Source organism: Sphingobium sp. LF-16, from assembly GCF_003711185.1.
Lineage (GTDB): Bacteria > Pseudomonadota > Alphaproteobacteria > Sphingomonadales > Sphingomonadaceae > Sphingobium > Sphingobium yanoikuyae_A.
Genome location: NZ_CP029335.1, coordinates 624,179 through 646,716 on the forward strand (window position 1 = coordinate 624,179; position 22,538 = coordinate 646,716).

Annotated in this window: 24 protein-coding genes and 1 tRNA gene; 7 read left to right on the forward strand and 18 right to left on the reverse strand. The window is 66.2% G+C overall.

The window, feature by feature from the left end:
• Positions 1-121: 121 nt before the first annotated feature.
• Complete coding sequence (locus DIZ22_RS03065; RefSeq protein ID WP_048937476.1) at positions 122-823, reverse strand: endonuclease/exonuclease/phosphatase family protein; 702 nt, start codon at positions 821-823, stop codon at positions 122-124.
• A gap of 89 nt (positions 824-912) precedes the next feature.
• On the opposite strand from DIZ22_RS03065, the gene radA reads away from it, so the two are divergent.
• Together radA and DIZ22_RS03075 are read left to right on the forward strand one after the other, a co-directional pair.
• Positions 913-2,280 (forward strand): DNA repair protein RadA, encoded by a 1,368-nt coding sequence (gene radA / locus DIZ22_RS03070; protein ID WP_048937564.1) that lies wholly within the window; start codon positions 913-915, stop codon positions 2,278-2,280.
• Positions 2,281-2,290: 10 nt separating this feature from the next.
• The gene (locus tag DIZ22_RS03075) at positions 2,291-2,815 is read left to right on the forward strand and encodes a CvpA family protein (RefSeq protein ID WP_048937477.1); all 525 of its coding nucleotides are present in this window, start codon (positions 2,291-2,293) and stop codon (positions 2,813-2,815) included.
• A gap of 463 nt (positions 2,816-3,278) precedes the next feature.
• Here the strand turns inward: DIZ22_RS03075 and DIZ22_RS03080 are convergent, their stop codons facing one another.
• Genes DIZ22_RS03080 through DIZ22_RS03095 form a run of 4 tightly spaced genes read right to left on the reverse strand, consistent with a single transcriptional unit; the run spans position 3,279 to position 7,170 of the window.
• Complete coding sequence (locus DIZ22_RS03080) at positions 3,279-4,175, reverse strand: NAD(P)H-binding protein (protein WP_080993563.1); 897 nt, start codon at positions 4,173-4,175, stop codon at positions 3,279-3,281.
• 24 nt (positions 4,176-4,199) lie between these two features.
• Positions 4,200-5,330, reverse strand: a complete 1,131-nt coding sequence (gene proB / locus DIZ22_RS03085; protein WP_017499841.1) for a glutamate 5-kinase — start codon at positions 5,328-5,330, stop codon at positions 4,200-4,202.
• Positions 5,331-5,364: 34 nt separating this feature from the next.
• Positions 5,365-6,459: a GTPase ObgE gene (gene obgE, locus DIZ22_RS03090; RefSeq protein ID WP_017499840.1), complete on the reverse strand. Its 1,095-nt coding sequence runs from the start codon at positions 6,457-6,459 to the stop codon at positions 5,365-5,367.
• A 30-nt stretch (positions 6,460-6,489) separates the two neighbouring features.
• The gene (locus DIZ22_RS03095; protein ID WP_004207909.1) at positions 6,490-7,170 is read right to left on the reverse strand and encodes a TetR family transcriptional regulator; all 681 of its coding nucleotides are present in this window, start codon (positions 7,168-7,170) and stop codon (positions 6,490-6,492) included.
• A gap of 54 nt (positions 7,171-7,224) precedes the next feature.
• On the opposite strand from DIZ22_RS03095, the gene DIZ22_RS03100 reads away from it, so the two are divergent.
• A complete protein-coding gene (locus tag DIZ22_RS03100; protein ID WP_048937479.1) occupies positions 7,225-7,752 on the forward strand; it encodes a GNAT family N-acetyltransferase in 528 nt (175 codons plus the stop codon).
• A 36-nt stretch (positions 7,753-7,788) separates the two neighbouring features.
• Here the strand turns inward: DIZ22_RS03100 and DIZ22_RS03105 are convergent, their stop codons facing one another.
• From DIZ22_RS03105 to rplU, 3 genes are all read right to left on the reverse strand, one after another.
• Entirely contained in the window at positions 7,789-8,364 is a 576-nt protein-coding gene (locus DIZ22_RS03105) for a GNAT family N-acetyltransferase (RefSeq protein ID WP_048937480.1), read from the reverse strand.
• Positions 8,365-8,648: 284 nt separating this feature from the next.
• Entirely contained in the window at positions 8,649-8,918 is a 270-nt protein-coding gene (rpmA, locus tag DIZ22_RS03110; RefSeq protein ID WP_004207902.1) for a 50S ribosomal protein L27, read from the reverse strand.
• 27 nt (positions 8,919-8,945) lie between these two features.
• Positions 8,946-9,242: a 50S ribosomal protein L21 gene (gene rplU, locus DIZ22_RS03115; RefSeq protein WP_004207901.1), complete on the reverse strand. Its 297-nt coding sequence runs from the start codon at positions 9,240-9,242 to the stop codon at positions 8,946-8,948.
• Between the two features lie 190 nt (positions 9,243-9,432).
• Here rplU and DIZ22_RS03120 point away from each other — a divergent pair, with 190 nt between their 5' ends.
• The 3 genes from DIZ22_RS03120 to ybaL all read left to right on the forward strand — a co-directional run bounded on the left by DIZ22_RS03120 (position 9,433) and on the right by ybaL (position 11,697).
• Complete coding sequence (locus tag DIZ22_RS03120) at positions 9,433-9,816, forward strand: hypothetical protein (protein WP_048937481.1); 384 nt, start codon at positions 9,433-9,435, stop codon at positions 9,814-9,816.
• A gap of 53 nt (positions 9,817-9,869) precedes the next feature.
• Complete coding sequence (locus DIZ22_RS22330) at positions 9,870-9,998, forward strand: hypothetical protein (RefSeq protein ID WP_257211493.1); 129 nt, start codon at positions 9,870-9,872, stop codon at positions 9,996-9,998.
• Between the two features lie 64 nt (positions 9,999-10,062).
• A complete protein-coding gene (gene ybaL, locus DIZ22_RS03125; RefSeq protein ID WP_048937482.1) occupies positions 10,063-11,697 on the forward strand; it encodes a YbaL family putative K(+) efflux transporter in 1,635 nt (544 codons plus the stop codon).
• A gap of 76 nt (positions 11,698-11,773) precedes the next feature.
• On the opposite strand, the gene DIZ22_RS03130 is transcribed toward ybaL, so the two are convergent.
• The 7 genes from DIZ22_RS03130 to DIZ22_RS03160 all read right to left on the reverse strand — a co-directional run bounded on the left by DIZ22_RS03130 (position 11,774) and on the right by DIZ22_RS03160 (position 17,225).
• Entirely contained in the window at positions 11,774-13,510 is a 1,737-nt protein-coding gene (locus DIZ22_RS03130; protein ID WP_004207897.1) for a DEAD/DEAH box helicase, read from the reverse strand.
• A gap of 316 nt (positions 13,511-13,826) precedes the next feature.
• Positions 13,827-14,525 (reverse strand): 50S ribosomal protein L1, encoded by a 699-nt coding sequence (gene rplA / locus DIZ22_RS03135; RefSeq protein ID WP_004207896.1) that lies wholly within the window; start codon positions 14,523-14,525, stop codon positions 13,827-13,829.
• A 4-nt stretch (positions 14,526-14,529) separates the two neighbouring features.
• Positions 14,530-14,961 (reverse strand): 50S ribosomal protein L11, encoded by a 432-nt coding sequence (rplK, locus tag DIZ22_RS03140; protein WP_004207895.1) that lies wholly within the window; start codon positions 14,959-14,961, stop codon positions 14,530-14,532.
• A gap of 269 nt (positions 14,962-15,230) precedes the next feature.
• A complete protein-coding gene (gene nusG / locus DIZ22_RS03145; RefSeq protein ID WP_004207894.1) occupies positions 15,231-15,767 on the reverse strand; it encodes a transcription termination/antitermination protein NusG in 537 nt (178 codons plus the stop codon).
• Positions 15,768-15,803: 36 nt separating this feature from the next.
• Positions 15,804-16,007, reverse strand: a complete 204-nt coding sequence (secE, locus tag DIZ22_RS03150; protein ID WP_004207893.1) for a preprotein translocase subunit SecE — start codon at positions 16,005-16,007, stop codon at positions 15,804-15,806.
• A 173-nt stretch (positions 16,008-16,180) separates the two neighbouring features.
• Positions 16,181-16,256 (reverse strand) — tRNA-Trp (locus DIZ22_RS03155).
• A gap of 63 nt (positions 16,257-16,319) precedes the next feature.
• The gene (locus DIZ22_RS03160; protein ID WP_122927891.1) at positions 16,320-17,225 is read right to left on the reverse strand and encodes a YihY/virulence factor BrkB family protein; all 906 of its coding nucleotides are present in this window, start codon (positions 17,223-17,225) and stop codon (positions 16,320-16,322) included.
• A gap of 159 nt (positions 17,226-17,384) precedes the next feature.
• Between DIZ22_RS03160 and DIZ22_RS03165 the strand changes: the two genes are divergently transcribed.
• Positions 17,385-18,533, forward strand: coding sequence for a diguanylate cyclase (locus tag DIZ22_RS03165; protein ID WP_048937483.1), 1,149 nt, complete (start codon positions 17,385-17,387; stop codon positions 18,531-18,533).
• 77 nt (positions 18,534-18,610) lie between these two features.
• Here the strand turns inward: DIZ22_RS03165 and DIZ22_RS03170 are convergent, their stop codons facing one another.
• The 3 genes from DIZ22_RS03170 to DIZ22_RS03180 are packed head-to-tail and all read right to left on the reverse strand — an operon-like array spanning position 18,611 to position 22,527.
• Positions 18,611-19,834, reverse strand: coding sequence for a dihydroorotase (locus DIZ22_RS03170; RefSeq protein ID WP_048937565.1), 1,224 nt, complete (start codon positions 19,832-19,834; stop codon positions 18,611-18,613).
• A 32-nt stretch (positions 19,835-19,866) separates the two neighbouring features.
• Positions 19,867-20,862 (reverse strand): aspartate carbamoyltransferase catalytic subunit, encoded by a 996-nt coding sequence (locus DIZ22_RS03175; protein ID WP_048937484.1) that lies wholly within the window; start codon positions 20,860-20,862, stop codon positions 19,867-19,869.
• Between the two features lie 54 nt (positions 20,863-20,916).
• A complete protein-coding gene (locus tag DIZ22_RS03180; RefSeq protein WP_122927892.1) occupies positions 20,917-22,527 on the reverse strand; it encodes an NAD(P)/FAD-dependent oxidoreductase in 1,611 nt (536 codons plus the stop codon).
• Positions 22,528-22,538 lie beyond the last annotated feature (11 nt).

A 22,538-nucleotide genomic window follows, 5' to 3' on the forward strand; every position in this document is an offset into this window, starting at 1 on the left:
GCCATTTCCCCTCCGTCAGCGCTTCGCGCTGCCACCTCCCCAAGCAAGCTTGGGGAGGAACTAGGTACGTCAGATTCTGGTCGTCTTCAGACCCTCAGCCATCCCCAACACGCGCCCGCTTTTACCCGACCCGGAACTCCGCCCAGATCGGCAGATGGTCCGACGCCTTGCGCGCGGCGGCGCTTTCGTGGACGCCGCTGTCGACCAGGCGGATGCGGCCGCAATGCATGATCCGGTCGAGCCGGGCGACCGGGCGGCGGGCGTGGAAGCTGCGGCCGCAGGGCGCAAAGCTGTAATGGCGGGCAAAGTCGGCCAGGCAGCCGCGTTCGGCGCTCCATTCGTTGAGGTCGCCCATCAATACCGTCGGCAGGGCATGACCCTGCGCCGCGGCATGGATCACGGCCGCCGCCTGCTTGCGCCGCCACAGGCCCGACAGGTCGAGATGCATGCCGAACACGCGCAGGGTCGCGCCCTTGATCGCGACCTCCGCCATGGTCGCGCCGCGCGGCTCCAGGCAGGGCAAGTGCAGCACGTCATAGGCGGCGACTTCCGCCTCCTTGCGGACGATGATGGCATTGCCGTGCCAGCCCATGCTATCGGTCTGGACATTGAGTGGCACCGGCTTGTAGCCGCTCTGGCGGTCGAGCAGCAGCGGCGGGATCGCGGCATAGCGTATGCCGAAGCGCCGGTCGGCCTCCTGCAGCGCGATGATGTCGGCATCCACCTCGTTCAGCACGTCGATCACCCGCTCGGGCGAGCGGCGGCGGTCGGTACCGATGGCCTTGCGGATATTATAGCTGGCGACGCGGATCGTGGCGGACATGCTGCTTCAATGCGCCAGCGGCGCGGGGGTTTCCAGCCTCGATGCAAGATCGCGTTTGTGTTCCTTTTATGTTCTGTTATGCGTGGGCGATGGCCAAGGCAAAGCGCAAATTCGTCTGTCAGCAATGCGGCACCGTCTCCGGCCGGTGGCAGGGGCAGTGCGATGACTGCGGCGAATGGAACAGCATCGTCGAGGAAGCGGCCGAGACCGTCTTTTCCGCCAAGCATGACCTGCAGGGCGGCGGCCGGGCGATCACGCTCATCGGCCTCGACAGCAAGGTGGAACTGCCCGCGCGCACCAGCACCGGCATCGCCGAGTTCGACCGGGCGCTGGGCGGCGGCATCGTGCCGGGATCGGCGACGCTGATCGGCGGCGATCCGGGCATCGGCAAGTCGACCCTGTTGCTGCAGGCGGCGGCGCGGGTCGCCTCGCGCGGGCTGACCGTCGCCTATATCAGCGGGGAGGAAGCGTCGGACCAGGTGCGGCTGCGCGCCCAGCGGCTGGGCCTTGGCAACGCCCCGGTGCAACTGGCGAGCGCGACATCGGTGCGCGATATATTGACGACGCTCAGCGACGGCGTGCCGCCCGCGCTGCTCATCATCGATTCGATCCAGACCATGCACAGCGACCTGATCGAGGGCGCGCCCGGCACCGTCAGCCAGGTGCGCGCATCGAGCCAGGAACTGATCAAATTCGCCAAGCAGCGCGGCACCGCGCTGATCCTGGTCGGCCATGTCACCAAGGATGGCAGCATCGCCGGCCCGCGCGTGCTGGAACATATGGTCGACACGGTGCTGGCGTTCGAGGGTGAGCGCAGCCACCAATATCGCATCCTGCGCGCGATCAAGAACCGCTTTGGCGGCACGGACGAGATCGGCGTCTTCTCGATGGTGGCCGAGGGGCTGGAGGAGGTCGCCAACCCATCCGCCCTGTTCCTCACCAATCGCGACGAGACGGTGACGGGCGCCACCGTCTTCCCCGCGCTCGAAGGAACGCGGCCGGTGCTGGTCGAGATCCAGGCGCTGGTGGTGCGGCTGTCGAGCGGGGCGACGCCTCGGCGCGCAGTGGTCGGCTGGGACAGCGGCCGGCTAGCCATGATCCTCGCCGTGCTGGAGGCGCGCTGCGGCCTCAGCTTCTCGACCTGCGAAGTCTATCTCAATGTCGCGGGCGGCTATCGCCTGTCCGATCCGGCCGCCGACCTGGCCGTCGCCGCCGCTTTGATGTCGGCCTTGTCGGAACGGCCGGTGCCCGCCGATGTCGTGCTGTTCGGCGAGATTGCGCTGTCGAGCGAGATCAGGCCCGTCTCGCACACGCCGCTCAGGCTCCGGGAATCGGCGAAACTGGGCTTCAATCGCGCCTTCGTGCCGGCGTCGGGCGCGGACGGGGTGAAGGGGATTTCGGTCAGCGGCTTCCGCACCCTTGCACAGCTGGTTGACCAGATGCTCGGGCGCGGATAGCCAGCGCGGCATGAACGCCGTCGATATCCTCGTCCTCCTCCTCATCGGCGGTTGCGCCATATTCGGCCTGCTGCGCGGGTTCGTGACCGAAACCCTCTCGCTCATCGCCTGGGTCGCGGGCATCTTCGCGATCAGCCTGTTCCACGCCTCGGTCACCGAATTGCTGACCAGCTTCGTCGGCAGCGAGAGCGGGGCGGCGGTTCTGGCCTTCTTCCTGATCTTCGCCATCACCTTTGGCGCGGGCAAGCTGCTCGCCCGCGCGATTGGCCAGCGCACCCGTCAGTCGGTGCTCGGCCCGATCGACCGGGTGCTGGGCGGCGGCTTCGGTGCGATCAAGGGCCTGATCGGCGCGACCCTGGTCTTCCTCGCCTTCTCCCTGGTCTATGACACATTCTACGGTAGCGGCGCACGCCGCCCCGACTGGCTGTCCGACGCCCGCACCTATCCGCTGCTCAACGCCAGCGGCAAGGCGATCAGCGAATTTGTCGACGAACAGCGCGCGCAGAAGCCGGCGGAGTCCGATCCGGCGGCGTGACCGGGGTGGGTGGCTTACGGCCATCCCACCGACGTCATGCTGAACTTGTTTCAGCATCCATCAAGCCTAACAAACCATTGGTCTATTGGGAGGAATGGACCCTGAAACAAGTTCAGGGTGACGATGATGGGATGGGCGGTGCTTGATCGAAACTCGATCCGCCAATCCCGCATGCCGCTGTCCTACAGATCTGCCCTGCTCTAAGCTGGGGCATGACGCTGCCGCTCATCCTGCCTCCGCTATCCATGCAACTGGCGCGCGACGGGGGCGTCGCTGTCGCTGCGCAGGTGCGCGGGTGGGGCCTTGTCGGCGCGCGCCGGGCGCGTCTGTCGAACCTGCCATGGCGCGTTACCGGCGCGTGGGTGGTGCATCATGGGGGCGAAGCAGGTGCAAATGCCCCGAAAAGGCCGTTTACACTGTGAACTTCGGTCGTGACCCGCGCGGACTTGTGTCCTTGGGCGGGCTACAGCCAGCCCTTGGCGCGATAGGCCTCGACCGTGGCCTTGAGCCCTTCCTCGGTCGGGATCTGCGGCGTCCACAGCCGCTTGGGCGGTTGCTTGCGCTTGTCGACGACCCAGTCGGGGTGGCAGAAATAATCGACCCGGTCGGGGGTCAGCTTGGCATTGCGGCCGCGCACCAGCCGGTCGAGTCGGGCGGCGGTCGCCAGCAGCCATTGCGGCGTCGCGAAGGTGCGGACAGTGCGGCCCACGGCTCGGCCGATCGCCTGGCCGAATTCCTGATGGTCCCAGCCGCCGGGCGTCGCATCGTCCGCCTCATAGGTGCGGGTCTGGCTCTGCTCCTTTTCGCAGGCGAGCGTCAGCAGCAGGCGGGAAAGATCGGCTACATGGATCACCGAAAGCCGGCCGCCGGGCGGCAGCAGCATGATGCCGCGCTTGGCCATGCGGAACAGTTCCAGCATTTCCTGGTCATTGGGGCCATAGATGGCGGGCGGGCGCACGATCGTCCAGTCAAGGCCGCTGGCCTTCACATGGCGTTCGGCCAGTTCCTTCGACCAGCCATAGTCCGACATGCCCGGCTCACGTGCGGCGAGCGAGGAGACATGGACGAGCCGGCGCACGCCGCGTTTGCGCATGGCGTCGACCACCGCCATCGTGCCGCGCGCATTGCCCGCCTCGAACCCCTCGCGGTCGGGCGCGTTCACGACGCCGGCGATATGGATCACGGCGTCGGCGTCGCGCACCAAGGTGTCGAGCGCGGCGGTATCGTCGAGCGAGCCGGGCACCCATTTGAGATGGGCGCGTGGCGGCTGCGCCCGGCGGGTGAGGGCGTTGACCTGGAGACCGGCGGCAAGCGCCTGATCAAGCGTTTCGGCGCCGACGAAACCCGTCGCGCCGGTCATGGCAATTCTAAGGGACATAATAGGTCAGACCATCGCCATATGGTCGCGATGGACCAGCACGGTGCGGGACATTTCGCCGAGCAGGGCGGGAATGTCTTCGCTGCGGCGGCCGGCGATCTTCGCGGCGGCCTCGCTGTCATATTCGATGAGGCCACGGGCGATCACCCGGCCGTCCTGATTGAGAATGTCGACCACGTCGCCGCGGGCGAACACACCCTCGACCCGCGCGACGCCGGCCGGCAGCAGGCTGTTGCCCTTGCCCAGCGCCGCTTCGGCGCCGGCATCGACGATGATCCGGCCGAGCACGGTGAGGCGGCCCGAGAGCCAGCCCTTGCGCGCGCCCTGGCTTTCGGCGGCGAGGAAGATGGAGCCACGGCCGCCATTGGCCCAATGGCTGAGCGGGGCGTCGACCTTGCCCGAGATGATGGCGAGATGGGCGCCGGCGCCGGTGGCGATCTGGGCCGCCTGGATTTTCGACACCATGCCGCCCGACCCCATGCCCGAAGCCGAACCGGTGTCGGCCATGGCGGCAATGCGCGCGTCGATGCGCTCTATCCTCTCGATCAGCATGGCATTCGCATCGGCGTGCGGGTTGGCGGTGTAAAGCCCGTCCACGTCCGACAGCAGCACAACCGCGTCGGCCCGTGCCGCCTGTCCGATGCGCGCCGCAAGGCGATCATTGTCGCCAAAGCGGATCTCCGCCGTGGCGACGCTGTCATTCTCGTTCACCACCGGCACGACGTCGAGCGCCATCAGTCGCTCCAGCGTGGCGGATGCGTTGAGATAGCGGCGGCGATGCTCCAGATCGTCGAGCGTCACCAGCATCTGCGCGGCGGTAATGCCCTTTTCATGCAGCAGGCTGGCCCAGCATTGCGACAGGGCGATCTGGCCGGTGGCGGCCGCCGCCTGCGCATCCTCCAGGCTGCCGCGCCCGCCCTTGGGCAGCTTCAGCCGGCGCGCGCCCAGCGCGATTGCGCCTGACGACACGATGATGACCTGTTGCCCGGCCGCCTTTCGCGCGGCGACATCGGCCACCAGCGTGCGCAGCCAGTCGACGCGCACTTCCCCTGCCGGATCGACCAGCAGCGCCGACCCGATCTTGATGACCAGGCGGCGGACCAGGGCAGGGGGAAAGCCGGACAGAGTGTCGGTCATGATCGCTACTGAATAGGAGGGCGGGGTGATCCGTTCAGATCGGCGACCAGGTGGCTTCGCCGTCGCTGTCGTCGGCGTCGTCCTCTTCACGATCCTCGTCGAGCATTTCCAGCACGGCGTCGAGCAACGGGGTGACGCCTTCGCCGGTCGCGCCGGAGATGATGAAGACATCTTCCACGCCGGCCTGCTCGCGCAGCTGCTCGGCAATGTCTTCCATCAGTTCCTGGCCCAGCAGGTCGCCCTTGTTGAGCACCACGATCTGCGGCTTTTCGTCCAGCCCGCCGCCATAGGCGGCGAGTTCGTCGGTGACGATGCGGAAGGCTTCGACCGGGTCGTCGCCGGTCGCGTCGATCAGGTGCAGCAGCACGCGGCAGCGTTCGATATGGCCCAGGAACCGGTCGCCGATGCCCGCGCCCTCGGCCGCGCCCGCGATCAGGCCGGGAATGTCGGCCAGCACGAATTCGCGATCACGGTGCAGCACCACGCCAAGCTGCGGCTTGGTGGTGGTGAAGGCATAGGCGCCGACCTTCGCCTTGGTGTTCGTCACCTGGTTGATCAGGGTCGACTTGCCGGCGTTGGGCATGCCGACCAGGCCGACATCGGCCAGCAGCTTCAGCCGCAGCCAGACCCACATTTCCTGGCCCGGCCAGCCGGTGCCATGCTGGCGCGGCGCCCGGTTGGTGCTGGTCTTGTAGGACAGGTTGCCGCGGCCGCCGTCGCCGCCGCGCAGGAAGCTCACACGCTGCCCGACCTCGGTGAAGTCGGCCAGGATTTCCTGTTCCTCATATTCGGGATAGCCGTCTTCGTCCTCGGTCCCCTCGATCGGCTGGGGATCGGACAGGATCTGGGTGCCGACCGGCACCTTGACGACCAGGTCGTTGCCGCCGGCGCCATAGCGGTTCTTGCCCATGCCGGGCATGCCGCGCTGCGCCTTGAAATGCTGGGTGTAGCGGAAGTCGATCAGCGTATTGAGGCCGGCCACGGCCTCGAAGATGATGTCGCCGCCCTTGCCGCCATTGCCGCCGTCCGGGCCGCCATATTCGACATATTTTTCACGCCGAAAGCTGACCGCGCCGGGACCGCCCCAGCCGGACTTGATATAGATTTTTGCTTGATCGAGAAAATGCATGGCGCGCCCATAGCGTCTTCTTGGGCAAAATTAAACCTTAGCTTGCGACACTTTCGCCGTCGCCGTCAACCGGGCTTCTTCGGTCAGGGCGGAGACCAGGCTGCGGGCCGCCAGTTCGCGCGCTTTCTCGCGATTGAGGCCCAGTGCAGCGGCCATCGGGCCGCCCATCTGCGAATCGCCCAGCGCCAGCAGGACCAGCATCAGCGTATTGTCGCGGATCACCTCGGCCAGTTGCGGGCGCAGTGCCGTCGCGGCCAGCTTGTCGACCAGCCGGTGGATCGCATCCACCACCGGGTCAAGTGCATCCTCATTGCCCGACGCCAGCATCCAGCTGGCCAGCGCGCCGGCGCCGCCCGCGTCGAAGGCGTCGAAGGTCATGTCGACGATCCGCCGGGGCTCGACCTCGCCGCGCCGGGCGGCATTCACCGCGTCGCCGATCGTGGCGGTGATGGCGTCGGCCAGATAGCCCGCGAGCGCCTTCTGCAGGCCGGCGGCCGATCCGAAATGATGGAGCAGATTGGCATGGGTGCGGCCGATGCGATTACCCACCGCCTTCAGCGTCACGGCCTGCGGCCCCGCTTCCAGCAGCAGGTCGCGGGCGGCTTCCAGCGCAATCAGGCGACTTTCGTCGGGGCTGAGGCGCGAGCGCTTGAGGGGGATCGGTTCGGGCAACGTGCCTTGCCCATGACACAGGGGCCGGGGGAAGGCCATAGTCATGTGCGGGGGCGCTTGACCGGCCCCTGCGCGGCCGCCCATAGATTGGCGATGACCGCTGCGCCGATCCTCACCACCGACCGCCTGATCCTGCGCCCGCACCGGGTGGAAGATTATCCCGCCTGCCAGGCGCTATGGGCCGATCCCGACGTGGTGCGCTTCATCGGCGGCGCGGCGCTCGATGCGCAGGCGGTCTGGTTCCGCATCCTGCGCTATGCCGGCATGTGGGCGCTGCTCGGCTATGGCATGTGGGCGATCGAGGATCGCGCCAATGGCGAATTGCTGGGCGAGGCGGGGCTGCTGAGCGCGGCGCGGGGGCTGGCCGAACTGGACGGCCTGCCGGAAGCGGGCTGGGTGCTGGGGCCGGCCGCCTGGGGGCGGGGCATCGCGACCGAGGCGATGGCGGCGATCTTTGCCTGGACCGATGCGCATCTGGATGCGCCTTCGATCCGCTGCATCATCGCGCCCGACAATGGCGGGTCGATCAAGGTGGCGGAGAAACTGGGCTTTGCCGCGCTGGCCGAAGTCGATTTCCATGGCGCGCCGACCCGTGTCTTTGATCGGCCCCGTCAGGGGTGAGAGGCGGGCGCCCTGATCGGCGCTCGCGCACTTCAGTCAAGCGGCAAGCGCCGGCAGCGCGTCGCCATATAGGTCCATCGCAAAGTCCACGCTCATGCGGGCGGCCTCGCCCTCGTCGAAGACCAGGCAGTCGGCCTCGGCCCCGCGGGCGGGGCTATAGCGCCGCTCGATCGTGCCATTGGCGCGGAAGCCGATCTTGCGCAGGACATGGCCCGACGCGCGATTGTCGGCGAAATGGACGGCGCGGACCGCCGGCAGATTGTGCGCGCGGGCGATGCTCATGACGGCGCGGGCCGCCTCCGTGGCGAAGCCCAGGCCCCAATAGGGGCGGGCGATCCAGTAGCCCAGTTCCGGCGTGCCATCCTCGGCCTTATGGATGCCGCAGCCGCCCACCAGACGCGGCGCGCCTTGGGTGCGGGTGAAGGCCAGCAGGCGCGGCATGCGCGAATCCTGCGGCAGTGCCAGGAAGGCTTCGGCATCGGCCAGGCCATAGGGGGCGGGGGCGCGGCTCAGATTGCGCAGGACCGCGTCATTACCGATGGCCTGAGCCAGGGCGGGGGCATCTTCCATCCAGCCTGGCCGCAGCAGCAGGCGGGGGGTACGGGCGAACATTCACGTCTCTCCTCTTCGTGCGCGCCAATAGCTGCCAATCATGACGGCTTGACGACGGTCTTCTCTGGCTGAGCCCCGCCCGCACGACGCGCGAGAAGGCCAGTAGTTCCAGAGGTTTGAGGGAAATCGGGAGGAGTGCCCGGTGATGTTCGTCAGAACGGAAAAAGGGCGCTCCCTGTGAAGGGGCGCCCTTTTTTCCCTCGATCCCGATCGACGCACTTATGTGCGCAACCGATCAGGCGGGACGTCCCTTTTGCGAAGGACGACCCGTCATCGATCGTCCGTTATTCGGCTGCCGCGGCTACCGCGTCGACCGATACATATTTGCGGCCGAGCTTGCCGTCGTGGAACACGACGCGACCTTCGCCGAGAGCGAAGAGGGTGTGATCCTTGCCCATGCCGACGTTACGGCCGGGATATACGCGGGTGCCGCGCTGGCGAATGATGATGTTGCCGCCGATCACTTCCTGACCGCCGAACTTCTTCACGCCAAGGCGCTTCGACTCAGAATCGCGACCGTTACGCGACGAACCGCCAGCTTTCTTATGTGCCATGACCTAAACTCCTTATCTAAGCTGCGCTCAGGCGATCGACACGATCTTGAGGATCGTGTGATTCTGGCGGTGGCCGTTCTTGCGGCGATAGTTGTGACGACGACGCTTCTTGAAGACGATGACCTTCTCGCCCTTCGCCTGCGCAATGATTTCGGCTGCGACGGTCAGCTTGGCTGCGTCCTTCAGGTCGCCGCCTTCGCCGGCCAGCAGGACGTCGTCCAGCGTAACCTTGTCGCCGGCTTCGCCAGCGAGCTTTTCAACGACGATCTTATCTCCGGCGGCGACGCGATACTGCTTGCCGCCCGTGCGCACGATAGCGAACATGGCTTGGTCTCTTCTCGTTCAAATCTGCTTTACGCAGATCGTCGAGGACAAAAAGCCTGTTCGACCCGCGCGGGAATGTGGCCCGGTAGTGGAATGACTCGATTCTGTCAACCGCCATGGGCCCAGCTTGTGGGCTGGTTTTTGGCTCTTAGTCTTCCTACATCGGTGATGGAAGGGAATATAAGCGCCGATGAGCAGATTACATCCCCAGGATGCGACCGGCAAGGGCAGGCTGCCCTTCATCGCATCGCTGTGGGCTGCGATCCTGGTCGCGCTTCTGTGTGCGATCGCGCCTGACGGCCCGCCTTCCAGCAAGCTCAATGGCTCCGCCTTCAGTTCCGCCACGACCGGCGTGGTGCTCAAGGCGCGCTCGCTGCCCGCGCCGCATCTCGCCCGCGCGCCCCGCCCTGATGGGGATGGGGTGGCCTTGCCCTGGCTGCTGGCGGCGGCGCTCGCCCTCATGCTCTCCTGGCGCCGTCTGGCGCCCGACGCGCCTCTGCCGCTGCTGGCGGGCCGCTACAGCCATCTTCGCGCGCGGAGTCGCCGCGCCCGCGCCCCGCCCGCCTTCCTCTGACATATTTCCCGCCCGCCATGGCGGGCGTCCGTCAGACAGAAGGAATTGAGATCATGCCCCGCAAAAGAAAGATGCGCGGTGGCCGGCGCAATCCGCCCGGCTGGTTCATGCCCGTCGTCATGGCAGGGCTCGGCGCCGCCGGCGCCCTGCTCTCGATCGCGATGCTCGGCATCGTCGAATAATAGACAATGTTCCGCGCCGGCGGCAGGATGAAGGCCTGCTGCCGGCGGACAGGGAAGGAATTTCATGCCCCACCACACGCCCCTTATCGGGACGATCGTTGCCGGCCTCGTCGTGGCCTTCATCATGGGTGCCATCGCCCATCGCCTGAAATTATCGCCGCTGGTCGGCTATCTGGTCGCCGGCATCATGGTCGGCCCCTTTACCCCCGGCTTCGTCGCCGACAGTGGCCTCGCCAATGAACTGGCCGAAATCGGCGTCATATTGCTGATGTTCGGCGTCGGCCTGCATTTCTCGCTCAAGGATTTGTTGTCGGTCAAGGCGATCGCCGTGCCCGGCGCAATCGTGCAGATCGCGGTCGCGACCCTGCTCGGCATGGGCCTTGGCTATCTGATGGGCTGGCCGCTGATGGGCGGGCTGGTCTTTGGCCTGGCTTTGTCGGTCGCCAGCACGGTCGTGCTGCTGCGCGCGCTGCAGGGGGCGGACCTGGTGGAAACGCGGCGGGGTCGCATCGCGGTCGGCTGGCTGATCGTGGAGGATCTGGTGATGGTCCTTGCCCTCGTCCTCCTGCCGGCGCTGGCGGGGGTGATGAACAATGCCGATGCGGGCGGCGGGGCGAGCGCCCTGATTGCGCCGCTGGTCGGCACCTTGCTCAAGGTCGTCGGCTTCGTCGTGCTGATGCTGGTGGTGGGCCGTCGCCTCATCCCCTGGGCGCTGCACTGGGTGGTGCATAGCGGGTCGCGCGAGCTGTTCCGCCTCGCCGTGCTGGCGATTGCGCTGGGTGTCGCTTTCGGTGCCGCGATCGTGTTCGACGTGTCTTTTGCGCTGGGCGCCTTCTTTGCCGGCATGATCCTGGGCGAAACCCCGCTCAGCCGTCGCGCGACCGAGGAGACGCTGCCGCTGCGCGACGCCTTTGCGGTGCTGTTCTTCGTGTCGGTCGGCATGTTGTTCAACCCCGCGGTGGTGGTGGAACAACCGCTGCCGTTGCTGGCCACCGTCCTCATCATCGTCGTCGGCAAATCGATCGCCGCCTGGGGCATCGTCCGTGCCTTTGGCCATCCCAATGTCACGGCGCTGACGATTGCCGCCAGCCTGGCGCAGATCGGCGAATTTTCCTTCATCCTGGCGTCGCTGGGGGCAGGGCTGGGCGTCTTGCCGGCCGAGGCGCGCGACCTGATCCTCGCCGGTGCGATCGTGTCGATCTTCATCAACCCGATCCTCTTCTCGCTGATCGTGCGCGATCACAAGAAGGAGGAGGATGAGGCGCAGGCCGACACTGCGACCGATCAGCCGCGCCTCGGCCATGTCATCCTGGTCGGCTATGGCCGGGTCGGCAAGCTGATCGCCAAGCGCCTGGCCGAGCGCCATGTCCAGTTCGTGGTGATCGAGGGCGACCCCGAACGGGTCGAGGAAGCGGATGAGGCCGGACTGTCGGTGGTGCGCGGCAATGCGCTGGAGGACCGGCATCTGCTGGCCGCAGGCATATGCGAGGCGCGCTATCTGCTGATCGCGGTGCCCGAAGGGTTCGAGGGCGGCGCGATCAACGAACATGCCCGTCATCTCAACCCCAATTTGCAGGTGATCGCCCGCGCCCATAGCGATGCCGAGGTTGCGCATCTCGAAGCGCTGGGCGTGCGCCATGTCGTCATGGGCGAACGCGAACTGGCCGGGCGCATGCTGCAGCTTTGCGGCGTCGGCTGACGGACAAAGAAAAAGGGCGGTGAACGATGATCGATCGTTCACCGCCCTTTTTGTTCAGGAGGCTATGCCGAAGCGCTTAGCCGCGCGGCTTGCGCGGGCCGCCGGGACGCTTGGGGCCGCCCTTGAAGGGGCGGGGTGCGTAACCGGCCGGACGCGGACCACGGTCGTTCGAGCGGTTGCCCTGGCGGCGATTGTCGCGGGCCTGCTCGCGCGGGGCGCCGTCGATCATCTCGAACGCCACGTCGGCGCCCTCGTCATTGGCCTCGCCCGAGCGCTTGACGGCCGACATGAAGCGGCTGGCGATCGCACGCGGAATTTCGAACATGGTTTCGTTGGTGGTGATACGGATCGCGCCGATGTCGCCGCGCGACACATGGCCGCGGCGGCAGATCAGCGGCAGGATCCAGCGCGGATCGGCATTCTGGCGACGGCCGATGTCCATGCGGAACCACTGGGTGTCCTCGAAGCCCGGACGCGGTCCTTCCTGGCGCGGCGGCGCTTCGCTGCGGTCCAGCAGTTCCTCGGGCGCGGGCAGCGAGGCGCGGGCGCTCTTCACCAGCATCGCGGCGATTTCCTTGGCCGACTTTTCCGCCAGCAGTTCGGCGCCCAGCGCCCAATCGGCCTCGTCCAGCTCGGCCTTTTCCATCAGGGTCGAGCGCAGGCGGGCATTATCCTGTTCCAGGATCGCTTCCTTGCTGGGCGGGGTGCCCCATTCGACCGGAATCTTGGCGCCGCGCAGCATCGATTCGACGCGGCGGCGACGCGGATAGGGGACGATCAGGACAGCGGTGCCCTTCTTGCCGGCGCGACCGGTGCGGCCCGAACGGTGCTGCATCGTCTCGGCGTCGCGCGGCAGTTCGACATGGACCACCAGCGTCAGGCTGGGCAGGTCGATGCCGCGTGCGGCGACGTCGGTGGCGACGCAGACGCGCGCGCGCTTGTCGCGCAGCGCCTGGAGCGCGTGGTTGCGCTCATTCTGGCTATGCTCGCCCGACAGCGCCACGGCGGCGAAGCCGCGCTCGGTCAGGCTGCTATGCAGGTGGCGGACATTGTCGCGGGTGGCGCAGAACAGGATCGCGGTTTCGGCTTCATGATAGCGCAGCAGGTTGACCACCGCATTCTCGATGTCCGACGGGGCGACGGTGACGGCCTGGTAGCTGATGTCGCCATGGCCGCGTTCTTCGCCGACGGTCGAGATGCGCAGCGCGTCCGACTGATAGCGCTTGGCCATCGCGACGATCGGCTTGGGCATGGTGGCGGAGAAGAGCAGGGTGCGGCGATCTTCCGGCGCGCTGTCCAATATGCCTTCCAGATCCTCGCGGAAGCCCATGTCGAGCATTTCGTCCGCTTCGTCGAGGACGACGGTGCGCATTCCCGACAGGTCCAGCGCGCCGCGTTCCAGATGGTCGCGCAGGCGGCCGGGGGTGCCGACGACGATATGGGCGCCATGGCTGAGCGCGCGGCGTTCCTTGGCGGCGTCCATGCCGCCGACGCAGGTGGCGATGCGGGCGCGGGCGGCGCCATAGAGCCATTCCAACTCGCGGCTGACCTGCAGCGCCAGTTCGCGTGTCGGCGCGATCACCAGCGCCAGCGGCAGGCCGGCGACGGGCAGCTTGTCGCCGCCGGTCAGCAGTTCGGCGGCCATGGCCAGGCCGAAGGCCACGGTCTTGCCCGAGCCGGTCTGTGCCGACACCAGCAGGTCGCGGCCCTGCGCTTCGTCCTGCGTCACTTCGGACTGGACCGGGGTCAGGCTCTCATAACCCTTGGTGGTCAGCGCCTGGGCGAGCATGGAGGGGAGATGTTCAAAAGACATTTTTTCGTTTTCCATCGGTAAAGCGACCCGCCATTCCCGACGGATACGTGAAGACCTGCCATGCTCCCGCCATGGAGAGCCCAGGGGTAGGTCGCGTCCCTGGTTCCAAAATCCTCCCCTTGTCGGGGGAGGGGGACCGTCGACGTCGCCGACGGTGGAGGGGTGTCCCCCTATGGCGCAGGCGGCGAATGCCCCTTTGCCCGGCCTTGTGGCCCTCGGGCCGCTTCTTGAGTGAGCGGCTGGTCCTATAAAATAAGAAGGCCGCCTTCCCCCGCAAGGAGGGAAGGCGGCCCCTTTAATTCTTATCCCAGCGGGATCAGATCGAGGCGACTTCGGCCACGTCGACCTTCACGCCCGGACCCATCGACGACGACAGGGCGATCTTGCGGACATACTTGCCCTTCGAGCCCGAGGGCTTCGCCTTGACGATCGCGTCGACGAACGCGTCGAAATTCTTGCGCAGGTCTTCAGCCGAGAAGCTCGACTTGCCGAGGCCAGCGTGGATGATGCCGGCCTTTTCGACGCGGAATTCGATCTGACCACCCTTGGCGGCCTTCACGGCTTCGGCGACGTTCGGCGTGACGGTGCCCAGCTTCGGGTTCGGCATCAGGCCCTTGGGGCCCAGAACCTTACCCAGGCGACCCACCAGACCCATCATGTCGGGGGTGGCGATGACGCGCTGGAAGTCGATGTTGCCGGCCTGGATCGATTCGAGCAGGTCTTCGGCGCCCACGATGTCGGCACCGGCGTCGAGCGCCTGCTGAGCCTTGTCGTTGCGGGCGAACACGGCGACGCGAACGTCCTTGCCGGTGCCGGCGGGCAGGGTGACGACGCCACGGACCATCTGGTCGGCGTGACGCGGGTCAACGCCCAGGTTGATCGCGATTTCGACGCTTTCGTCGAACTTGGCAGTGGCGTGGGTCTTGATCAGGCCCAGTGCTTCGTCAACGCCGTGCAGCTTTTCGCGGTCGATCGCGGTCGCCAGGGCCTTCGCCTTCTTGGTCAGCTTTGCCATGGTCTTAGCCCTCCACCACTTCGAGGCCCATCGCGCGAGCGGAACCTTCGATGATCTTCGTTGCAGCGTCGATGTCGTTCGCGTTCAGGTCTGCCATCTTCGCCTGGGCGATTTCGGCGAGCTGGGCGCGGGTGATCTTGCCAGCGACGACCTTGCCCGGCTCCTTCGAGCCCGACTTCAGGTTGACGGCCTTCTTGATCAGGTAGGTGGCCGGCGGCTGCTTCGTCACGAAGGTGAACGAACGGTCCGCATAGACGGTGATGATGGTCGGCAGCGGGGTGCCCTTGTCCATCTTTTCCGTCGAGGCGTTGAACGCCTTGCAGAATTCCATGATGTTCACGCCGCGCTGACCCAGGGCAGGGCCGATCGGCGGCGAGGGGTTGGCGGCTCCAGCGGGCACCTGGAGCTTGATATAGCCCGTAATCTTCTTGGCCATTTTCACTCACTCTATAGCTGGCGAATCTGCGGACAGAGTCACCGGTTCAAGTTTAGCGGTCTAGCGGCTCCCGCAAGGGAGCCTCCCGCACATGTCCAGCCGCCCCGTGGGGAGGCATGGAAGCGCGGCCCTATAGCGACCTTCTTGTCCAAAGGGAAGGGGGAGTCTGTCATTCGGTCGATTCGGCCGAAAGCGCAGGGCTTCCCCAACAAAAAGGGCCGCCGGCTGAAAAGCGGGCGACCCTTTTTGAACAGCCTTGCGGCGGCTGGTTACTTCGACAGTTCGACCTGTTCGAAGTCCAGTTCCACCGGGGTGGCGCGACCGAAGATCGACACCGACACCTTGACCCGGTTCTTTTCGAAATCCAGTTCCTCGACCACGCCGTTGAAGCTGGCGAAGGGGCCGTCCAGCACCTTGACGCTGTCGCCGATTTCGTAATCGACATTGACCTTGTGCTTCGGGGCGGCGGCGGCTTCCTTCTGGGCGCCGAAATAGCGGGCGGCTTCGCTCTCGCTGATCGCCTGGGGCTTGCCCGACGAACCCAGGAAGCCGGTGACCTTGGGCGTGTTCTTGACGAGGTGATAGACGTCGTCGTTCATCGCCAGCTTGGCGAGAACATAGCCCGGCATGAACTTGCGTTCGACCTGGACCTTCTTGCCGCGCTTCACTTCGGTCACGGTCTCGGTCGGAACCTCGACCTGCTCGACCAGTTGCGACAGGCCCATGCGCTCGGCCTCGGTCAGGATCGATTCCTTGACCTTGTTCTCGAAGCCCGAATAGGCGTGGATGATGTACCAGCGCGCCATGTTACCGTCTTAAACTCCCTTTTGAACGCCGAGCGTTCAACGACCCGATGCGAGGCTCAGCAGCCACTGGACGATCGCACCGAAGAAGGTGTCGATACCGAAGAAGAAGATGCCCAGCAATGAGGTCATGATGACGACCATGATCGCGGTCATGATCGTTTCACGGCCGGTCGGCCAAACGATCTTCTTCGCTTCGGTCTGCACCTGATTGACGAATTCGCTCGGAGAAGTCTTCGCCATCGCGCTGTCAGCTCACCTTCAAAATCAATACCAAAGCGCGAAACGGCGGTCCGCCCTCCCGTTTCCCGCGATAAGTCGGTGTCGGGGGAGGCAGTCGCGCTTCGCGACCGATGCTTCGCTAAGCGCACTTAGCCGCGAACCCGTGATTGTTCAAGGTTCGCGGCTAGTTCGCTTGGCAGGAGTGGAGGGACTCGAACCCACGGCATTCGGTTTTGGAGACCGACGCTCTACCAACTGAGCTACACTCCTGCACTGGCCCGAGCCAGCGAAGGAGGGCGCTTTAGCGTGGCCTATCGGGGAGGGCAAGCGACTTTATGCAACTTCTTCAACAAGAATATGCGCGCTGGTCTGGCGCTCGGCTTCCGCGTTGATCTGGGCCCCCAGCAGCACGATAAAGGCGGAGACGAACAGCCAGAGCTGCAGGATCACCACGGCCGCGAGCGAACCGTAGGTCTTGTTGTAATCGCCGAAGGTCGAGACGTAGAAGGAGACGCCCAGCGTCGCCACCAGCCAGAACAGCGTCGCAGCGATCGATCCGACCGTCAGCCATTGCCATTGCACCCGGCGACGATGCGGACCGAAGCGATAGATCAGGCCGAAGATGCTGCTGGCGAGCAGGCCGGCACAGATCCAGGTCGTCGCCTTGATCGCGAACAGCACGCCCGGTCCCCAGTTGGTCAGCAATTTCTGGAGCAGGCCGATGATCGTCGCGGTCACGACGCCGGCGACCACCACCAGCACGGCGGAAAAGGTGATTCCCATCGACACGCGATAGAAGGCGAAGATGTTGCGGCCTTCCTTCTGCGCATAGACGATGTTCAGTGCCTCCATGATCGCGGAGGCGGCGCGGGTGGCGCCATAGACCGCCAGGCCCAGCGCCAGGAACAGGCCGAAGCCGATCGCCGGCTTGCGCGCGCTGACCATGCCCAGCAACTGGTCGTTGATCAGTTGGGCGGCATCGGCGGGCACGACGGTGATGATCGCCTGCATGTGGCGGGCGACGATCTGCGGGTCACCGACCAGGCCATAGGTCAGGACGACCGCGGCCAGCAGCGGGGCGATCGACAGGAAGGCATAATAAGCGACGCCGGCGGACAGCAGGCCCAGATGATTGGCCGACATGGCGGCATAGACGCGCTTCAATATCTCCCACCAGGCACGCGGCGGGATTTTCCATGGCGCATCGACATGCACCTGCTGGGCGATCGTTTCGGTCATGATTGTCCCCTGCTGAACAGGGGTAGCGCCTGAACGGCGATAGGGTTCCCTGATTCGCCTCCCTCATGGTTTTCCCCGGTTAGGGATTCCCGTTGTTGGAGGATTAACCCCGTTTCGCTAATAAATGGCGCTCGCAGCGAGATGGCAGGGAGCGGACAAGTGGCGGAAACCGGCTGGCAACAGCGGCTGGAGGGCTGGGACGGCCCGTTCACGGCACCGGTGCCGGACAGCGCGCGCGAGGCTGTGCTGGATACCCAATATCGCCGTTTCCATCAGGCGCTGCCGCTTTTGTGCCTGCTGATCATGGCCAATGCCGTCGCGATGGCGCTCGCGGTGATGGGCGATCTGCCCTTGTGGCAACAGGTGACGCCGCCTGCGCTGATCTTCCTGGCCTGTGCGATATCCCTGCTGCGCTGGCGCGGCGTGCCGATCGCGACCGACGCCAGGGTGCAGGCGCGCAGCCTGAAACGGGTCGCGCATGTCGCGACCGCGTCCGGGCTGGTGGCGGGACTGTGGGCGGTCAACGCCTTCACTGAAACCGAAATCTATTATTGTATGGTGGCGCCGGTGTTCATCGGCATCGGCGCGCTGGTTGCGGCGACGACCCTGCTCAGCGTGCCGCGCGCCGCGATCGGGGCGATGGGCGCGGCGGTGTTGCCGATCCTGGTGAAGATGGCGCTCTATGACAATCTGGGCGTGCGGGCGATGGCGGTGATGATGGCGATCGTCACGGTGATGCAGGCCAATCTGGTGCTGGGGAAGTTTCGCGAGACGGTGGCGATGCTGGTGTCGCAGCGCGAACTGGCACGGTTGGCCGGCACCGATGCGCTGACCGGGCTCGACAACCGGCTGAGCTTCATGCGCGCGATCGAAGAACGGGTGGAGCGGGGCGCGGCCTTCAGCGTGCTGCTCGCCGATCTCGACGGCTTCAAACAGTGCAACGATCAGCATGGCCATCAGGCAGGGGATGTCCTGCTGACATCATTGGGTGGTCGGTTGCGGGCCTTGATGCCGGACGCGGTGAGCATCGCGCGGCTGGGCGGCGACGAATTTGCGCTGCTCCATGACGCGGAAACCGATGTCGACGCCCTGCATCGACGCATGCCCGGCATCCGGCAGGCGATCGCTGCGCCGGTGGGCTGGCAGGGGCGCAGCCTGTCGGTCGGCAGCAGTTTCGGCATCGCCACCTTCCCGCAGGACGGGGTGGAGGCTGCCGCCGTCCTGCATGTCGCTGATACGCGGCTCTATGCGGACAAGCGGCAGCGCAAGGGATGGCGATTTGTGGGGCCGCAACGCCAGTCCGCTTAGGCCTTGATTCAAGCAATAGAGCCTGATTCACGCCATCGGTGAAAGCGCTGGGCGCTTCCACCTCCGACGATCAGGCTCTAGAAAAACTGCCCGCCCTTCATGATGCGGCGCGCGCGGCCCTGCACCGGCACCTTGTCGAACGGCGTATTGCCGGCCGAGGCCGCCATCTTCGCCGAATCGACGATCCATGGCGCGTCGGGATCGACCAGGATCAGGTCGGCGGCGCTGCCGGGGGCAAAGCTGCCGGCGTTGACGCCCAGTATCTTTGCCGGATTGGCGCTGAGCAGGGTCATCAGCCGGTTGAGGCTGAGATGGCCTTCGCGCACCAGGTTGAGCGAGAGCGCCAGCAGCGTTTCGGCGCCGGCCATGCCGGGCGACGCGTCGGCGAAGGGTAGGCGCTTGTCCTCCGGCCCGCGCGGGTCATGGCCCGATGTGATGACATCGACCGTGCCGTCGGCGACGGCGGCGATGCTGGCATGGCGGTCGGCATCGGATCGCAGCGGTGGCGACAGGCGTGCGAATGTGCGGAAGTCGGTCATCGCCTGATCGTTCAGGAACAGATAGGCCGGGCTGATGCCACAGCTGATCTTCAGCCCCTCCGCCTTGGCGGCGCGGATCAGGTCGAAGCCGGCCTTGGTCGTGACCAGGCGGAAATGGATGGCAGCGCCGGTTTCGCGCGCCAGCATGATGTCACGCGCGATCGCCATCGCCTCGGCGCAGGCCGGGGCATGGGCCAGGCCCAGGCGCGTCGCGGTCTCGCCGCTGGTCGCCACCGCCTTGGCGGACAGGCCGCCATCCTCGGCATGGGCGATGACGGTAAGGCCCAGCCCCGAAGCGTAGGAGAGGATGCGCAGCATCACGCCCGAATCGGCGATCCACTGGCGACCGGTGCCGACCGCCTTGGCCCCGGCGATCTGCATCAGGCCCATTTCGGCCATTTCCGTGCCCTTGAGGCCACGGGTCGCGGCAGCGATCGGGTGGACCCAGAAGTCGGGCTTGCCCGCGCGGGTCGCTTCCCGGATCAGGCCGACCTCGTCCAGCGGCGCGCGCTGGTCGGGCATCAGGGCGGCGCGGGTGATGCCGCCGAAATGGAAGGCCGGCTTGTCGGTGGCGAAGACGCCCAGATCGATCAGGCCCGGCGCGACCACCAGCCCGCCGGCATCGACCTGCTGCGCATCGGCAGGAATGTCGACCGCGCCGGTGGCCAGGATGCGGTCATCCTCGATCAGGACGGTGCCGGGGACAAGGGCGTCACCCGCCGGATCGGCCAGCTTGCCGTTGACGATTGCGATCCGGCTCACGCCCATCTCTTTTTCCTTGTTGGTCGGGATGCTCACGCCCATCCCTCCACGCCGCGCGCCTGGCGCGTCAAAACATCCAGGCAGGCCATGCGCACCGCCACGCCCATCGCCACCTGTTCGGTGATCGCCGACCGATCCGGATCGTCCGCCACCGTGCTGGTGATCTCGACGCCCCGGTTCATCGGGCCGGGGTGCATGACCAGGGCATCGGGCTTGGCGATGGCCAGCCGTTCGGGCGTCAGCCCGTAAAGTGCATGATATTCGCGCGCCGACGGGATGAAGGCGCCGTCCATCCGCTCATTCTGCAGGCGCAGCATCATGACGACATCGGCGCCCTCCAGCCCTTCCTCCATGCGGGTGTAGGGGGTAGCACCTAGCATCTCGACCTCGGGCGGCAGCAGGGTGGGCGGGGCGACCGCACGCACCTGCGCGCCCAGTGCTGCGAGGCAGAGCATGTTGGATCGGGCGACGCGGCTGTGCAGCACATCGCCGCAGATGGCGACCACCAGCCCCTCGAACCCGCCCTTGCGACGGCGGATGGTGAGCGCGTCGAGCAGCGCCTGCGTCGGATGCTGGTGCCAGCCATCGCCCGCGTTCAGCACCGGGCAGTCGACCTTGTCCGCGATCAGCGCGACCGCGCCGGAACTGGCATGGCGGATGACGATGACGTCGGCGGCCATGGCGTTGAGCGTCATGGCCGTGTCGATGAGGGTCTCGCCCTTCTTCACGCTCGACTGGCCGGCGTGCATGTTGACGACGTCGGCGCCCAGCCGCTTACCGGCGATCTCGAACGACAGCAGGGTGCGGGTGCTGTTCTCGAAAAAGGCGTTGATCTGGGTCATGCCCGCCAGCCGGTCGTCATGCTTGCGCGCCTGGCCCTTGTTGGTGCGGGCCCAATGTTCGGCCTCGTCCAGCAGAAAACGGATTTCCCAGGGCTTGAGGTCGGCGATCGACAGCAGGTGTCGGTGCGGGAACAGCGCCCGGCCAGTCAGCTCGGGCGTTGCATCAGGAATGAAGATGTCGGGCATGAGCCGGGTCTTTAGGCCAGGCTTTCGGTTGGGGCAAGGCGGGGAAAGACCCGATCAGGCCCGGCCGCGCCATTTCCCCCACAGGGCGCGATCCTTCAGCACCTCGCGCGCGGCATTATGGCCCGGTGCACCAGTGACGCCGCCGCCCGGATGGGAGCCCGCGCCGCACATGTAGAGGCCCTTCAGCGGCCCGCGATACGCGCCATGGCCCAGCACCGGCCGCGCCGCCCACATCTGGTCCAGCGTCAGATTGCCGTGCATGATGTCACCGCCGACCAGGCCGAACTTGCGTTCCAGGTCGAGCGGCGAATGGATCTGGCGGGCGATCACGCTCTTCGCAAAGCCGGGCGCCTGCGCCTCGACCGTGGCGATGATATGGTCGGCCGCTGTCTCGCGTTCATCGTCCCAGTTTCGCCCGTCGGGCAGTTGGGGGGCGAATTGCTGACAGAAGAGGCTGGCGACATGGCATCCCTCAGGCGCCAGGCTGTCGTCGATGGTCGAGGGTATCAGCATCTCGACGATCGGCGCCTTCGACCAGCCGTCGCGCTTCGCATCCAGATAGGCGCGGTCCATATAGTCGAGCGTCGGCGCGATGATGATGCCCGACTGGTGATGCTCGCCAATGCCGGGCAGGCAGGTAAAGTCGGGCAGGGCAGAGAGCGCGACATTCATGCGGAAGGTGCCCGATCCCGCCTTGAACGCCTTGATCCGTTTCAGAAAATCGGCGGGCAGGTCGGCCGGTTGCATCATTCGCTCGTAGAGCAGCTTGGGGCCGACATTGGCGATGATGCTGGCGCCCATCACTTCCTCGCCGCTGGCCAGCTTCACGCCGACGGCGCGGTCGCCATCGACCAATATATGGTCAACCGGCGCTTCCAGGCTGATTTCGACCCCCATCGCCTGCACGACCTTTGCCATGGCCTGGGTGATGGTGCCCATGCCGCCGACGCTGTGACCCCAGGCGCCCTTCTTGCCGTTCACCTCGCCGAACACATGATGCAGCAGCACATAGGCGCTGCCCGGCGTGTCGGGGGAAGCGAAATTGCCGACCACCGCGTCGAAGCCGAAGGCGGCCTTGACCGCCTCGCTCTCGAACCAGCTGTCGAGGAAGGTTCGGGCCGATTTGGTGAACAGGTCCAGCACGTCACGCTGTTGCTCGATATCGAGCCCGGCGACGCGGCGGCCCTGTTTCAGCGCCTCGACCACCATGGTCAGGCCATCGCCGACATTGGGCGGGCTTTTGAGCACCAGGTCGCGCAGTACGTCGGCCACCACTTCCAGCGCGTCATAATAGGCCGGCAGAGTGGCAGCATCGCGCGCGCTGAACCGGGCAAACTCGGCCTGGGTTCGCTCCAGCCCGCCGCCCAGTTTCAGATAGCCGCCATCGGGCTGGGGCAGGAAATTGCTGATCGGCCGCTCGATCACGCGATAGCCATGATCGGCCAGCTTCATGTCGCGGATGACCTTGGGATTGAGCAGGCTGACCGTGTAGCTGGCGGTCGAGTTGCGGAAGCCGGGGTGAAATTCCTCGGTCACCGCCGCGCCGCCGACGACATCGCGGCGCTCCACCATGCGCACCTTGTAGCCGGCACGGGCGAGGTAGAAGGCGCAGACGAGGCCGTTATGGCCCGCACCGATGATGACGGCGTCATAGGCTTTGGTCACAACATATCCCT